11 protein-coding genes are annotated in these 14184 nt (G+C 56.8%); 6 read left to right on the top strand and 5 right to left on the bottom strand.

Going from position 1 to position 14184, the window contains the following annotated elements; genetic code table 11:
• Positions 1 to 52: 52 nt before the first annotated feature.
• The 4 genes from AWB79_RS27000 to AWB79_RS27020 form a co-directional block, all read right to left on the bottom strand.
• Positions 53 to 2275 (bottom strand): hypothetical protein, encoded by a 2223-nt coding sequence (locus AWB79_RS27000; protein WP_061170515.1) that lies wholly within the window; start codon positions 2273 to 2275, stop codon positions 53 to 55.
• 59 nt (positions 2276 to 2334) lie between these two features.
• Positions 2335 to 2988, bottom strand: coding sequence for a hypothetical protein (locus AWB79_RS27005; protein ID WP_061170516.1), 654 nt, complete (start codon positions 2986 to 2988; stop codon positions 2335 to 2337).
• A 1131-nt stretch (positions 2989 to 4119) separates the two neighbouring features.
• Positions 4120 to 4551, bottom strand: a complete 432-nt coding sequence (locus tag AWB79_RS27015; protein WP_157695857.1) for a hypothetical protein — start codon at positions 4549 to 4551, stop codon at positions 4120 to 4122.
• A gap of 197 nt (positions 4552 to 4748) precedes the next feature.
• A complete protein-coding gene (locus tag AWB79_RS27020; protein WP_061170519.1) occupies positions 4749 to 6476 on the bottom strand; it encodes an Ivy family c-type lysozyme inhibitor in 1728 nt (575 codons plus the stop codon).
• 345 nt (positions 6477 to 6821) lie between these two features.
• Between AWB79_RS27020 and AWB79_RS27025 the strand changes: the two genes are divergently transcribed.
• The 5 genes from AWB79_RS27025 (at position 6822) to xseB (ending at position 11823) form a co-directional block, all read left to right on the top strand.
• On the top strand, positions 6822 to 8129 hold the full coding sequence (locus AWB79_RS27025; RefSeq protein ID WP_061170520.1) for a hypothetical protein: 1308 nt from the start codon (positions 6822 to 6824) through the stop codon (positions 8127 to 8129).
• Between the two features lie 12 nt (positions 8130 to 8141).
• A complete protein-coding gene (locus AWB79_RS27030) occupies positions 8142 to 8834 on the top strand; it encodes an OmpA/MotB family protein (protein ID WP_061170521.1) in 693 nt (230 codons plus the stop codon).
• Complete coding sequence (locus AWB79_RS27035; protein ID WP_061170522.1) at positions 8831 to 9676, top strand: hypothetical protein; 846 nt, start codon at positions 8831 to 8833, stop codon at positions 9674 to 9676. The genes AWB79_RS27030 and AWB79_RS27035 overlap by 4 nt, the downstream gene beginning before the upstream one ends.
• An 82-nt stretch (positions 9677 to 9758) precedes the next feature.
• Positions 9759 to 11555 (top strand): exodeoxyribonuclease VII large subunit, encoded by a 1797-nt coding sequence (xseA, locus tag AWB79_RS27040; RefSeq protein ID WP_082862477.1) that lies wholly within the window; start codon positions 9759 to 9761, stop codon positions 11553 to 11555.
• A gap of 4 nt (positions 11556 to 11559) precedes the next feature.
• Positions 11560 to 11823, top strand: a complete 264-nt coding sequence (xseB, locus tag AWB79_RS27045; RefSeq protein ID WP_061170523.1) for an exodeoxyribonuclease VII small subunit — start codon at positions 11560 to 11562, stop codon at positions 11821 to 11823.
• Between the two features lie 139 nt (positions 11824 to 11962).
• On the opposite strand, the gene AWB79_RS27050 is transcribed toward xseB, so the two are convergent.
• Complete coding sequence (locus AWB79_RS27050) at positions 11963 to 12772, bottom strand: LOTUS domain-containing protein (protein ID WP_061170524.1); 810 nt, start codon at positions 12770 to 12772, stop codon at positions 11963 to 11965.
• Positions 12773 to 13258: 486 nt separating this feature from the next.
• Here AWB79_RS27050 and AWB79_RS27055 point away from each other — a divergent pair, with 486 nt between their 5' ends.
• Positions 13259 to 14161: a hypothetical protein gene (locus tag AWB79_RS27055; RefSeq protein WP_061170525.1), complete on the top strand. Its 903-nt coding sequence runs from the start codon at positions 13259 to 13261 to the stop codon at positions 14159 to 14161.
• Positions 14162 to 14184 lie beyond the last annotated feature (23 nt).

A 14184-nucleotide genomic window follows, 5' to 3' on the forward strand; every position in this document is an offset into this window, starting at 1 on the left:
TTCGCAGGTCGCTAAGCCTGAGCGTAGAGATTGATTGGGCGAGCCTTTCTGTTTAGCCGCGAAACGCAGAGCTCCAGGTCAGCGTGAATACAAGTCGGTCTTCTTTCGCCTGCACCCACGTTATCCCCATCGCATCCCTCGCGTTTGAGCCTGAAACCGTAAGCGAACGCAAAAGGGCGCGCGACACGACGTAGCAGTCGCCGTTTGGCGTATCGAAGTCGAAGACCGGCCAATTGTCGACGAACGCAATTTCACCGCCGCCTGCCCCATGTCGAATCGTAACAGAGGCAGGAGGCTCGGTCTGCCAAGCCGATGAACCCCAACGGTCTGCATGCAAATACATGCCGGCCGCAGAGTGTCCGACCAAGATAACTGGCTCTTCACCTCTATCGCGGATGGTCGCACATCGCTTCGATACCGCAATGATGAACGCGTGGCGTTCGTCTAAAGATGCGTCCCAGTCACCTCGCAAGACAGCGCTATTTAGGGGTTCCAATCCCTCGAAGTCAACCGCTGCTGCGAAGCTCCAGGCCACGATGCACTGGCGCACCGTCTTGCCCACTTGCTCCGCCAAGGCGGAATCAGCGCCAGTTTCAATATGCTTTAGGAAGTACTTGGAGTAGTCGTCGAACCGGTAGGTCCAATTTCTCAGAGGGAGTCCGGGAACGAACGCAAGCCCATCTACCGGAGCGTTCGGCGCCCCTCCGTCGAATGCAACCTCGGCGATTTGCGCGCCCAATGCCCGGACCTTCTCTGCGTCGATACCAAAAGCTTTCATGGCGAGCCGTCGTTCCCGCTGGGCAATTACGCTAAGCTGTCTGACTACCCGTGCGATGGCCAAACGCGCTGAGCGGATTCGAAGCGAAGTTGCAAAACGACTTTGAAGAATTGAGGTCGCAGGAACAAGCTCCTCGAACGATTTGGATAGCACGACCCTCCGCATGTCTCGCAGATACCGGTCAACGGTCTCGAGCTTACCGACGTCTTTCCACCAGCGTTCAATTAGCCGTTTCGAGCGTATGACCTGCGGTCTCGCTGTCGCCACAAGAGAAACCAAAATCAAGGCTTGACTTTGTCCCATAGATGCCAAACCATCAAGGGAACTTGTCCAACCATAGGACCACCCTGCAACGACCGGAGCATCCTTATCCCAACTCAAACGCTCAGCGAAGTGGTCGAGTCGCCCAATTGCAGTTCCGATGGCGAAAAGTTCGCGGAGCAAAGCCTCCAGGAATTCGTCGACAGAGGCGAGCGGTTGGACTTCGACCCTTCCGCCTCTTTCCTGTGACTCTCCTGTCACTAAGGCCGCGGCAAATCGCAACTCCCGATTGTCGTTCGACGGGTTTATACCGACATTCTCAACGAGAAGGAGAGCGACGAGCAGACGCATGCTTTCCCAAAATCTGCGAATCGATAAATTGAGCGCCTCGCGCCCCACCTCGAGCGAGGCAGGCAAACTTCCGTCCCAAAGAAGTTCTCTTGCTTCAAGCCAGCTCTTCGATGCTAGCCCGATGGTCGCATTCCTAGCCCGATAGTCGAACAAACCGTCACGGCAACGTAGTTCGAACTCCCTGTTTCCCCACCACTTCAAAAACGTCTCGAACAGCCAGACCGACGCGGTTTCGTCGCCGCGCGAGACTGCTTTGAGGAGGAGCTCCGCAGAGTTTTCAATATGTGCCGCATATACCAACGCGCCGGATGCATATAGCGACCACGCCTTTGAATCCCCTAACTCCGCTTGAATCTTAATGTGTAAGCGCAATGAGTCCCAATGCCCGACGAACGCAATCATTGCGCTTTCATACACTTTCTTCAAGGGCGGCGGCAAGGTTCCGCTGACCGAGATGTCGTGCGACAAGAGATTATCATCCGCCTTGCGTATCCACCACTCTGCCAATCGATACGCTAGGTTCTTTCCTATCAATTGGGCGTCGATAAGAAGCTTCTCCGGCCGTGAAGGGAGCGTTCCTGCAATGCTTGCGGGGACGTAGGAGACTCTGTTGAAGAGTCGGGCGTCATCGTCGAAGTGATTAACGGCAAGCCGAGCGATATCGCGATAGGGTCGCAGCCATTCCATATTGAAGCTACTGTCTCCCCAAGAGTAAGCGGAGCTGCCGATGGTGGCGGCGTTGCCCGAAACGTCATCGGTGTCTGCCGCACTAGCGAGGAGGAGGGTTTTGTGAAGCTGCAAGACCTCTTTAAAGCGCTCGTCTGCGACGCTAAAACGTTCTTGCTCGACTGCGGACTCTACTTCGCCGGCGAGTTCTTCAAGCATCTTCCTCGTGGAGAGCGACAACGACCCGTTCCTCGATGACCGATACACAAATGCAGACCTTACCAACGCTCGTTCAATTCGGTTGAGGGGCGGACCATTTTCAATCGTGCATAGAACCTCAGCCCCGGACGTCTCCGCGCCAAATTGCTACCTCTCACGTCCCGCGACACAGTCGCTGTTCCCCCTCCTAGTGACACGGTTAGCACTTGCGGGCTTTGAGGGCCGCTCGCCTTGTAGGCTGGGAAGTGCCAATCTACTTGCGGCGCGTTGACGAGGATGTGCTGCTTCACCGAAGCAGTCAGTTCAGAGCGCAGCGCGACGTCAACGGCAACTCGTGTGAACACGTGTCGTTGTTCATCCTCCTGAATGAAGCGGACCGTTCGAGTTAGAAAGAAGCCGGTGAGGAAGACATTGAAGAACAGCCAGCATCCGTTCGCCGACAGGAACGCTGCCATGTACTTCGCTAAGAACTCAGTGGAGCTGTAGGGTGCCGCAAAGTATTCGATGCCCATTGCGACCAAAAGGCCAACGGAACTTGCGCCGGCTGGAACGACGCCGCAGTCCAACACGTAGGCTCTCATCGCTGCGGTGGAATTCGCGCGACGCTGAAGCATGAGAGCGATGAAAGAGAGGACAATTGGATAGACCAGCGCGACGAGGGTCGCCTGAACACTCCACGGTACGCCAGTGTAGGAGGCGGCGAGCTCGACCATATCGTAGCGTGCGCAACGTTGGGTTATATTTTGTCCATTTCCGAACCTGTTTGCGCGCTCGCGGTTCAATGCGGCCGGTAACAGGGGCTGGAAGTAATGCTAGTATTCGCGCCAACACGGGTCGCTTCTCCTCGATTCTCTACCGCCTGGACAATCACCGAAGGGCAATAACTCTGACTCAACCTAATGACGTACGCGTGTTCCAGTGATGTCATCCATCTAGCCGACTTCATACGTACTTGTTTTCGCACGGTGGGTCGCGCGAGCCCCTCAGCGCGATGCCTGCGCGAAGGGATTATAGGACGCCCGCTCTTCTTGTCTCGCGCATTCGAGCAATTCCATATCCCCCATCCTGCGACCACGTCTGCAATCCATGCCAGACGTTTGTTTCCAGGGGCTGAAGCGCGGCGTCGCCCTTGAGTGCAGAGTTGAACGCAGCGTGCCACAGAACCTGAAAGTAGCTCGAGACCTCTTCAATGCGCTGCGGCGACCCTGAATCTGTGAAAATCACAGATTCAGGTGAGAAAACGTCGCAGAAGATAACATGCTCGGGCTCGCTGTTTGCCGCAACAGTCGTCTCGTCACTGAAAAGCACGGACGCAGTAAGCTGTATCGAATCCTTTTGCTCTCGGCGCCTTGACTACCCATATGCGCTTCGGAAGTCGTGTGAGAGCTCGACTACCTTATTGCTGGTGAGACCCAAGCAGCCAGCGCGGGTAGTTTCGTTTTAGTCTGCGTCGGCGTCCCGTGTCTGCCCTACATCGTCGGCACACCGCAATTGCAGTTCAAGTCGTAATGCGGGCCTGCCGATATCTCAGGTGTCACGCCGTGACCGCCGGCGTCTAGTACGCCGACGAACGACAACTGGGAGACTCTATGAAAAAAATCGCTGCTGTCATCGTAGCGCTGCTTTGCGTTGCCAACGTTGCTCACGCTTGCCCGAAGGGCGAGCATCCTCACGGCGGCACCGGTTCGCATCACCAGGGCGGCTACTGTTCCTAAGCTTGTCTTGTCGTTCAAAAGCCCGCGGATGCGGGCTTTCTCATCTCTCGCTCAAGTGGACGAGCACCCCGGCGGACCGCTCACTTTGCTGAGCGAATGATTTCATTCCGTTAGTGTCCGCGGTGACAGTCACCGAAATCGGTCGAGTGCGCTCTCGAGTTCATCAACGGCTCCGTGACAATGCCGCTCTCGAAGTCGGACGTCTTTCACGATGTCTTCGTCGGTCATCTTCGCAAGATAAGCGTAGCTCGTTTTACCATCGCCGGTGATGCTCTTGGTGGCTGCCGCTTTTCGTTCGTAGAGGTCAAGTGCGCTCGATGGGTCATACCCCAACGATTCGGCTCGCTTGACGACGCGCCTCCTCAGCTCATCGGTTTCTTGAACATCCATAGTCCACTCTCTTCCTGTCATGTTGTGACAACCCTCCATCTCGCCTTCGATTCGTGCGGCATCGCCGAACCAAAGATTGAAATCCTTCTTCGTCACCGACGAGGCATTTGCATTGAAAGCGATAGCGCAAAGTGAGATGCTGAGCAGTAGTATGACTCTTGCGTTCTTCATGGGTCTGCGTGCATGTTGCTGGTCCAGTTCCGTCCGGCTTGTCTGTTCTGGCGGCGTTGTGGGTTCAGGGAAAACCTATAACGTGAATCTTTAAGCCGGTTTCTTCTCGCAGGCGTACCTGTCGGCAATTGGTGAAAGCGTGAGGGTTGTTGGCGAGCCGCCGGAATTCACTGTGCATGGCACCAGGGGTGCGAAGCCTACTGGCCCATTGTTCCCTTGTTCGCGATTTCGGTGAGCGCAATTTTCTGGTCGGCGTACCAGCGCGCGAGGCATTCTCGGTCGTGGCACGTCTTCTCTCGATAATTCCACTGCGCTCGAGTTCGGTCGCGAAAAGCCACTTGGTCGGTTACAGCAGCCTTCGCTTGAGTGTAGATGCGCGCAAGTTCGATGTCGTCCGCTGCTAGCTCTGCGTCGCCGCAGATGAGATGCTCGGCGTCCGAATGCGCTTTGGCGCAGTCGAAGCTCGTTGGAAATGTCGGGGCGGCCGACACGGTTGTCGCGGCCTCTGTCTGTGTCGAGTGTGCCTGCGGCAGGACATCCGCTAGCTGCTGCTGTTTCCAGTCCGCCAATGGAGTTTGGCCGACGGACAGGTCCTTCCAGCTGAAAGTGGCGAAAACCGGGGTGTCGCCGGACGTTTCCATCATTATAAGCACCCCTTTGCCGGTGCTCTCGTTGATGGCAAACGTAGCTTTCTCTGAGTTGCACTCGTGAGCCTTGCAGCCTTCGCCGACAAGGAACCCTTGCTTTGACTGGATGCCGGCCTCGTTGACTACCGTCAGTCGCTCAGCGATTTTCTTCCAGTCTGCACGCGACACGCCTCGGAACGCGGCCCTAAACCTGCGGTCATTGACGACATCGTACGGATATTTTCCGACCATCCACGCGAACCCACTGGCCGTCGGGCTCGAGCCAATTGACGGCGCCTGTGACTTGCTTGAACCGGTGGCGGTCAACGTCGCGGGCGCCGCGTTGTCGGTCACGGTGGGTATTGAATGCGAGACGTGGGTAACGACGCCAACAAGCGCCGCTACGAGAATTATGCCGGCGAAACCGAAGGCCTTGGGTTTCACGTTGTCGCTGCCAGCGTGCAGCACCGGGCGAGGTGTGACCTCTGCTGTAAGCAGCGAGTCGAAGCGCTGGTCTGCCTTTTCGAAAGCAGCCAGTGCCGCGTCGCGGGCGCGGAGGTACTTCGATGCGTTCACGCCGCCATAGAAAAGAGCCAACAAGGTCAGGCCAAGGCCGGCGCCGACGTTCACTGCATAGGTAATGAAGGCGCCAACCAACCCGACAATGAAGGGGCTCACCAGAGAGGGCGTCGTTGGATAGCCTCTCACAGCACTCCGCAGAGCGGACGCCGCCTCGCTCAACTGCACTTGCTGGCCTTGATGCTCGGAGCAGTGTTTCTCAATCTCGTAGACTGCCCTCATCGCCTTCTCCTTCTCGGCTAACGAGATTGAGCCGATATCGACAGCGAGCCTGATGGCATCCGTTGTGGTCTGAAACTCGCGTGAAAGCGATTGCAGGAAATCCTGATGGTCCTCGAGCGTCACGGCCTCGCTCAAGTCTTCGGCGCAGACGTAGACCCCGTGCGAGATGAAGTAATCGACCAAGGCGGTGGCCGTGCGTGTTTGAACCTTCTCGACGAAATCCCGCGTGGCCTGCTCGCGCTTTGAGAGTCGTTCTGAGACGTCGGAGTCGAGATTGCGGCTTCCGGTCAGCACCGAACTGACCGGGAGTGACGTCCGCTTGGCGCTCTTCAAACTATGCGTGAAGCGTATGCCGGTACCGGGAATGCTGGCAGTGACGCGTCCCCGAGTGTTGTACGTGAAGCCTTTTCCACCGATTGACGTGCTTATCCCGCTTTTGCTGAGATTGATACGGATGCCCGGCGCGACCTTGATGCTCTTGCGAAAACTCCAACCCATTCTATGCTCCTGTCATTCTCTTCGGGCCGAGGACGTCTGGGCCGCGCCGGCGAGTTAAAGAGTCCTGCAACCGCGGCAATAGCGCACCCCATCACCGGACCCTCGACTCGGCTCATTGACGAACTCAGGCGCGACGTGCCCCTGACGAGCGACCAAATAACACCTCTTAACAGTTATCGACCGATGGCTCGCAAACTTGAGGCCGCGAAAGCTCAAGTTTCGTCAGTTTGGGACGTAATGAGAAAAATGTCCTTGTCGCTTTGTCGCGACGAAGAAAAGCAATCATTCAACGGAAAATGCGTGCGCGCCGAACACGCGCCGATTTGGACCTGAGACCAAGCAATCATGAAAGCACGAGCAGTTCTCGCAGTCTCCTGCGCAGCTCTGTCGCCCTATGCGGTGGCAGCAAGTCCGTTTTCAGCGGTGTTTTCTGACACAACGACACTGTTTTTTATTCTCCTGAACGCTGTACTGACGTGCTATTTCGTCTTCTATAGATTTAACCGCTTTGCGGTGGTCCACGGGCCGGAGATACTGACGACCGTCGGCATCCTCGGCTGTTTCCTGGGCATCGCCCTCGCGCTGCTTCATTTTGACGCGTCGAACGTCTCGGAGAGCGTTCCGCACCTGCTGGAAGGTGTCAAAACAGCTTTCTGGGCATCAGTCAGCGGCGTCTTCGGGTCACTTCTTATCCGGGCGAGGCATGGTCTTCAGAAAAGGCCAATTCCACAGGCCGATGGAGCTCCGAAGTCCGCGACATTGGACGATGTAGTCGCGGCAACGCACGCCTTGCAACGCAGTCTCTCTGGGACCGAAGAGGGCAGCCTCTTGTCGCAGTTGAAGCTGATGCGCCAAGAGCAAGGGGACGAGCTCAAGCAACTACGGACATCGTTCGATACGTTCGCTAAGCGAATGTCGGAAGACGGCTCGAAGGCACTCATCGAAGCGCTCAAGGAAGTGATTCGGGACTTCAACACACAAATCAACGAGCAGTTCGGCGAGAACTTCAAGCATCTGAACTCTGCGGTCGAGAAGCTAGTGGTCTGGCAGCAGCAGTACAAGGAGGAACTGGACAAGCTACAGGTGCTCCAGAAGTCGTCGGCTGACGACCTCCGCAATGCATCGTCCGGACTGGCGCTCTTCATCGATAGAGCATCGGGCTTCGCTAGCACGGCGGAAGCGCTCGAGCGGACCTTGAAGGGTTTGGCGCAGCAACACCAGGCGATAGACCAGTCTCAGCGTTCAATGGCTGAGGTGTTGCTTCAGATGAAGGATGTCACACCACAATTCTCGCGCAAGGTCGATGAGATGACTGAGGCGATGAAGCAAGGCGTCGCGAAGGTTCACTCTGATACGGCGGAGGTTGTGAAGACATTTGGCACGCAGTTGCAATCGTCGTCGGCCGAGCTGAAGCAGTTGCTCACGGACACAATGAAGAAATCGCAGACTGAGGTAAGCGACAACCTGACCAGGTCAATGGAGTCAATCAGGCAGAGTGTCGTCGCCTTGGACAAGGGACTGCAGGAAGAGCTTTCGAAGAGCCTTGAATCGCTCGGGCGCCAACTGGCATCCCTCTCGGAGAAGTTCGTCTCGGATTACACGCCTCTGACCGACCGTCTGCGCGAAGTCGTCCGAATCGCGAAATCAGCCTAAGGAACGGGCGCCATGGATTTCGAGCACAGCAACCAGTCATACTGGATTCCGATGGCCGACTTGATGACCGGATTGATGATGGTCTTCATGTTGTTGACGGCCGCCTTCATGCTCCGAGTCGAACAGACTACAACGCTTGTGGTGAAAGAATACGAGACGACCAAGCGCGACATGCAACTCGCTCTGCAGAAGGAGTTCGCGAAAGACTTGAAACAGTGGAACGCTGAGATTCTTGGGGACATGACTATCCGGTTCAATGACCCCACGGTGTTGTTCGCAACCGGCTCCTCGGAACTTCGCCCGAAATTCAAGGAGGTACTGGGTCAATTCTTCCCTCGGTACGTTCGTTTGCTTACGTCGCAGCAGTACAAGAGCGCAGTCAAAGAGATTCGAATCGAGGGCCACACGAGCGCCGCGTGGACTGGAACTTCCGACGAGAAGGTAGCGTATTTCCGAAATATGGAACTATCGCAGGCGCGCACGCGGAGCACCCTCGAGTACCTTCTTTCACTGTCGGCGCTTCGCGACAACGAGAAGTGGCTGGTACAACACGTCACTGCCAACGGGCTCTCGTCGTCGCGGCCGCTGTCTGCGGATGAGCAGACGTCAAAGGCACAGCTTGCCAATCAGCGGGTCGAGTTCCGCATCGTAACGAACGCTAGCGAGAAGATGGACGCTATCGCTGAGAAACTGCAAAAGCAATGAGCATCCAGCTACCTGATTTTCTCGCTTGGGGAGCGTTCAACACGCTCCGACACCACATGGGCGCGCCGCTTATCGACCGGTTCTGCCCCAAGCGGCCCATCAAAGAGATTGAGCTACCCCTTGGTGAGCGTCTCAAGGACGGCGGCGTCGACGTCAGCGTCGACCAAATTGAAATCCTTGACGACCGCACGCTCGCATACAAGGGTTTCCGCGTTCTGGTCTACATCAGAGATGTGCCGAACTTGGGCCATAGAGAGGAGATGCCGCGATATCATCTCGCCTACTGCCACACCCTCGAAATGATGTACCGCAACAAGCGGTCAGAGCGATACGTCGTCGCAAACTCCGACTCGGGCCTTTTCCAGGTAAATGTCATCGATGGCGCGGTAAACTCGAAGCTCGTTGCGCTCAACGTCTGCCAGAACTGTCTCGCCGGCATCTCGTGGAAGGGGTTTGACATGCAGCAGCCCCGACCGCATCGACTGGACCTGGTCTCGAGCTTCAGGCTTCCGGAGTTTTTCGCGAAGTACCCGCGTGACCTGATGGCGAACAAGCCGGGCCACACGTCTGACACTGCCCCTCTCAACGATTACCCATCTGGCTGGACCGAAATCTCCGCTCAGACGAAGCGAAACCGCGGGTTCTGCTGCGGAAAATGTCGGACGACATTGGTGCAAACGGATGCGAAGTTCCTCCATGTCCACCACCGGAATGGACAGAAGAATGACAATCGTGACGAGAACCTTGACGTTCTCTGCATCGGATGTCATGCGGAAGAGCCGTTCCACTCACATATGAAGCGCCTGCCTGACTATAAAGTTTTCATCGAGAGATACAGGTAGCGCAACGTGACCACCCGCTGCGAGGGTCGCCGGGAGCATCTGTCGGCCCGCCTCTTTTAAGTCGTTCCGCGTAGGCGGTAAGATGGCAAGACCCGCCGCTGGCGATGTTCCCGGTCCTACCGACACCAACCTAAATCTCGTGACGACCTATCTGGAAGTTCCTTTCAAGGAGAAGGATGAGGCCAAGGCACTCGGTGCCCGGTGGGACGCCGGTGAGCGCAAGTGGTATGTGCCTGAAGGGACGGACGTAGCACTGTTCAGCGCTTGGCTGCCGGTATCGACGAAGACCGCAAATTCGGCCTCTGTTCCTACATCCCAGCGGGCACCTAGCCTCGAGAGTGCAGGTCGAGACGTCGCCTTGCCGAAGAAGGGCGTCACACTCTCGCAATTGCTCGCCAGCGTCGCTCAAGCGGTTGCGCAGTCCTTCAGGTCGGGCGTCTGGACTATCGTGGAAGTCGTCGAGACACGAGTCAGAAATGGCCACGTGTACCTTGAGCTTTCTGAGCGCAGCACGGACGGCAGTCTGCTGGCAACGGCCAGAGCCATCATCTGGGCGAATATTGCAAACCGCATTCTCCCGGAGTTCGAACGAGCCACAGGCGCCAGCATCGCCCCCGGTATCAAACTTCTCGTACGGGCCAAGCCGAATTTCAAGCCGCAGTACGGTTTTAGCATCGAGATTGATGCCATTGACCCAGACTACACCCTGGGCGACCTTGAAGCTCGGAAGAGGGAAATTCGTTCGCGTCTGCAGCAGGAAGGCATCTTCGACGCTAACAAGAAGCTTCCTGCGCCATGGGACTTCAACGCCATCCTGGTCATAGCTCCACAAGAGGCTGCCGGCCTTGGCGACTTCCGAGCCGAAGCGAAGCGGCTTGAGCGCTTTGGTGTTTGCCGTTTTGTCTATGCATCGAGCCGTTTTCAGGGCGAAGGGGCCGCGCGAGAAATACGCGATGCGCTGCTGAACGCCTTAGCGGACTGGGACGAATCAGGTAATGCGTCGCCCGATGCGGTAGTAATCATTCGGGGCGGCGGAGCTGTCAATGACTTGGCTTGGTTGAATGATTACGAGTTGGCCAAGACTATCTGCTGTCTGAGAGTCCCTGTTCTGACCGGCGTAGGGCATGAGCGCGATAGCACGATTATCGACGAAGTGGCCAACACTCGGTTCGACACACCAAGCAAGGTGGCTGCCGGCATAGAGCAGGTAATCAAACGTCGGGTTGATGAATCCAGGGTCAATTTCGAGTTTGTGACTGCGCACGCGACAAGAGTAGGAAATGCCGCAAGAGTTCTTCTTGACAAAGGGTTCACAGCCATTCAGTCCGGCGCCATAAGGCAGGTCGGAACTGCAAGGCAGACCACGTCTGCTTTGATAGGCGAGCTTCAGCTTGGGGCGAACCTGACGGTGCGCGACGCAAAACACGATGCTGGCACCTTGATGACAGACATTGAGCACAAGGCCTACCAACTGTTGGCAATGGCAAAGCGCGATGTTCCGAGCGCGTTCGCAGGGATAAGCGGCGGGGCCGGCAACGTTGTAAAGACTGCACGGGCCCTCACGACGACGCGCCTCGAGGCCATTCATGACCGAACATCACTCGATGTTCGTCGAAGCAAGGAATCGATTGAGCAAGGTTTGCAGAGCGTCGCCTTATCAGCACAACACCAAATAGCGAGCGCGCGAAATCGCGCGACCGCAGTATTCCGTGAGGTCGCAGGGCAGGGGCCCGAGAAAACCTTGGGGCGGGGCTTCGCAATTGTGCGAGACCAACGAGGTCAGCCCGTTACGTCCGCTGCCGACGCAAAGTCGATGGTTGAGTTGGAAATCGAGCTAAGAGATGGCCGAGTAGCCGTCGGCGTTAAACAGGGATGGTGAACAGATGAGTGAAAAGACTTTCAAACAAGCGTATGGAGTGCTCCAAAGGCACGCAGAGACTTTGCGTAATCAACAGGAGCCCAATATCGACGACTTACTGACCATCGTTACTGAGTCGGTCACGGCCTATAAAGTCTGCAAGGAACGGATTGACGCGGTGGAGGCAGCTCTTGAGCAGGCGCTCAGCGGTGCGGGGGTGAGCGGTGCAGAGCCGGTGACGGAGCAACCGGAAGAGTCTGCATCGTCTGATGATGACATACCGTTTTAGCCGCTCGGGCAAAAGCGACGATTGCGTCGGTATGAACCGCCTCGAATTCGAAGGGTTTCGCGCCGAATACCGAAATGCGTCCAGCCGTGCCACTCAGCTCCGTGATGCAAGCGAAGAAATTTCGTCCGTAAGCATATGCTCAGGCAGGCCCGTCCGAATTGACCGGTTTGCTACGATAGAGCGTGATGGGCTTCGCAGCCTCGTGCGGAAAGTGTTCGACGATTTCAAAGGCACCTGACAGTATAAGGATGCGCTTGAGCTTACCGACGCCGTATGCCTTTGGACCTAGGTCGACATCGAGCGAGCGGAGGAAGGCCCCGGCAAGGGCCAATGATGTCATGCCGTTGACGGGCTCAGTCTGAGCTTCGGCTTCCTTGAGAGCCTGAACGATGCGAGTGGTGGGCCAATTCGTCTCGGATGGGTCGGCTAGGTCAATGTACTCGACATGAGCAGGAAGCTGCTGCTTCAGTGCTGTGCGGGCGGCCACCAACTCAGCGTCGTCCTTGAACGTTGCCTTGGTCAGCGCCGCTGCTAGACTGACACCTAGTACGTGGACCAAGTCCTGGAGCGCTCGCGCTTCACTATGCTGCTCGTCTAGAACTTGTATCGCTGCGCGACAGCCGGCCGCGGTAGATAGCGACACGCCAGGAATTTCAAAAAAATGGTGAACGAGCTGATTACGTTGCTCCACCATGAGCTCGAGATACAGCGCCAGGATGTCATTGTCCGCCATCATCGACTCCTGGAGGTCTTGCACCAGCTTGCCTAGCGTTTGACCCTTGGTCTTCTCCCGAAATCTGGCGAAGGCAACGTCACCACTAGCGCTCCCTTTCGCGTGCATATAAGGCAGCGTGAGCTTTAATCCCGCTTCAATCTGCTGGAATAGCAGGATGTTGCGGCCGAGCCGACCGAGAACCGAATTCAGCAGCGTTGCGTGTTCGTTTGCCATGAGGGATTCTGCGAAAATCGAGTATCTATCATCGCACAGGTGTTAGCTGGGAGCCGCGATACTCGCCACGCACTAACGCGTGACAATCAATTTCCGGCGGAGAGTTCGGTCGGTGCCAATTTTCTGGGCTGACGTACCCAAGATACATCCCCTCCAAAGAGGGGTGTGGAACGTTGACACCCCTCCGTGTTGCGGATTTTGCCGAGCGGCGCTTACACGTAGTATCGAGTGCTGGATGTGGTCTAGAGTGTCCGTGGCGGAAACCTCCGAGCGCGTATTCGGGGACTCTAGGTCGACCCCCTTCGAAAATCCGGTACGATAATGCATTAAGCGGGCAATCCCGTCGCATCGACGGGGACTCGACGCCTCCCGAGGTTTACTCGAGGTTGGATATATTGGTAGTACATCGTCCGCATCATCTCCCGATGCGAGGTCGACCGAAACGTTGGGCTAGCGCCCGTTTCGCAAAAATGCAGAGGTAAGAATTTGATTAACAATACAGACGTGCGCTTCGCGATTCCTGAGAGCATCGCGAAGGCGAAAGCGCGCCTGCTCGTAGAACTTGCAGGCGGTAAAGACGCATTGAACTATCTGCACGCCCTAGAGGCAACTGCCCAAGGTTGCGGGTTCAAAGGCTGGCGGGATTTAAAGCGCTTCTACGAACAGCGTGCGATTGAGAAGGCTGCGCTTCCCGAGGAAATGCTGGCGTATGACCGAGACGTCTCGGACGAGGTCCGTTCGTCGCGGCTTCAAAACCAACGTAGCGCGGTTCAGCGATATCTGAAGTGTGAGCAGAAAAGGGCGACCGAGTTCGTTCGGATATGGGGCCTCACAAGTTCGCACTCGTCCGGTTCTTCGAAGCGCAAGCAGGAGGCGCGCTTAAAGTCCAATCACGGCGGCGTGCAAACAGAACCGCGAAAGCCCCAAGTAGAAAAGTCTGAATCGATACAATCGCACGGCGTTGCGCGCGACGCGGCGCAGCGCATGTCGAAGCGACCGGCACATCGACCACCTCGCGAGACCGAGAGAACACAAGAATCTCGACGTCAGAATGCTCGAGAGGCTTCTCCGGCAAAGGCACGACTCCGGCCGGACCCCCTGGTCTCGGGCGTGTTCCTATCAACAGCGGACGGCGCGCCTCAGACAACGCTGCGCGTGACGGAAGAGGGACCGCAGGTGCGACGCGCTCGAACTCAGCAGGTGCATCCGAACGGACAGAACGCTCGACCACGAAGGCCGAATCCGCTGCAGACCAACACGTTCCTCGCTCGCCGGGAAGAGCGCTCGTTGCCGCAAGTGCGTGAGGATGGCGACTACACCGCCCACGTGCCGCGGGCCGGTCTATCGACCGCAGTGAGGTACAAGAAGCGTCGTGTTGTTGAAGAATAGACCTGAAGGGGCCATCTTTCGTC

It is taken from the genome of Caballeronia hypogeia (assembly GCF_001544875.2).
GTDB classification, from domain to species: domain Bacteria; phylum Pseudomonadota; class Gammaproteobacteria; order Burkholderiales; family Burkholderiaceae; genus Caballeronia; species Caballeronia hypogeia.

What these genes read in the sequence shown, in the direction of transcription:
- AWB79_RS27015 (WP_157695857.1), bottom strand. Translation starts at nt 4,551, where the DNA reads ATGAAGAACGCAAGAGTCATACTACTGCTCAGCATCTCACTTTGCGCT.
- AWB79_RS27000 (WP_061170515.1), bottom strand. Translation starts at nt 2,275, where the DNA reads ATGCTTGAAGAACTCGCCGGCGAAGTAGAGTCCGCAGTCGAGCAAGAA.
- AWB79_RS27050 (WP_061170524.1), bottom strand. Translation starts at nt 12,772, where the DNA reads ATGGCAAACGAACACGCAACGCTGCTGAATTCGGTTCTCGGTCGGCTC.
- AWB79_RS27030 (WP_061170521.1), top strand. Translation starts at nt 8,142, where the DNA reads ATGGATTTCGAGCACAGCAACCAGTCATACTGGATTCCGATGGCCGAC.
- AWB79_RS27035 (WP_061170522.1), top strand. Translation starts at nt 8,831, where the DNA reads ATGAGCATCCAGCTACCTGATTTTCTCGCTTGGGGAGCGTTCAACACG.
- AWB79_RS27020 (WP_061170519.1), bottom strand. Translation starts at nt 6,476, where the DNA reads ATGGGTTGGAGTTTTCGCAAGAGCATCAAGGTCGCGCCGGGCATCCGT.
- AWB79_RS27025 (WP_061170520.1), top strand. Translation starts at nt 6,822, where the DNA reads ATGAAAGCACGAGCAGTTCTCGCAGTCTCCTGCGCAGCTCTGTCGCCC.
- AWB79_RS27005 (WP_061170516.1), bottom strand. Translation starts at nt 2,988, where the DNA reads ATGGTCGAGCTCGCCGCCTCCTACACTGGCGTACCGTGGAGTGTTCAG.
- xseA (WP_082862477.1), top strand. Translation starts at nt 9,759, where the DNA reads ATGGCAAGACCCGCCGCTGGCGATGTTCCCGGTCCTACCGACACCAAC.
- xseB (WP_061170523.1), top strand. Translation starts at nt 11,560, where the DNA reads ATGAGTGAAAAGACTTTCAAACAAGCGTATGGAGTGCTCCAAAGGCAC.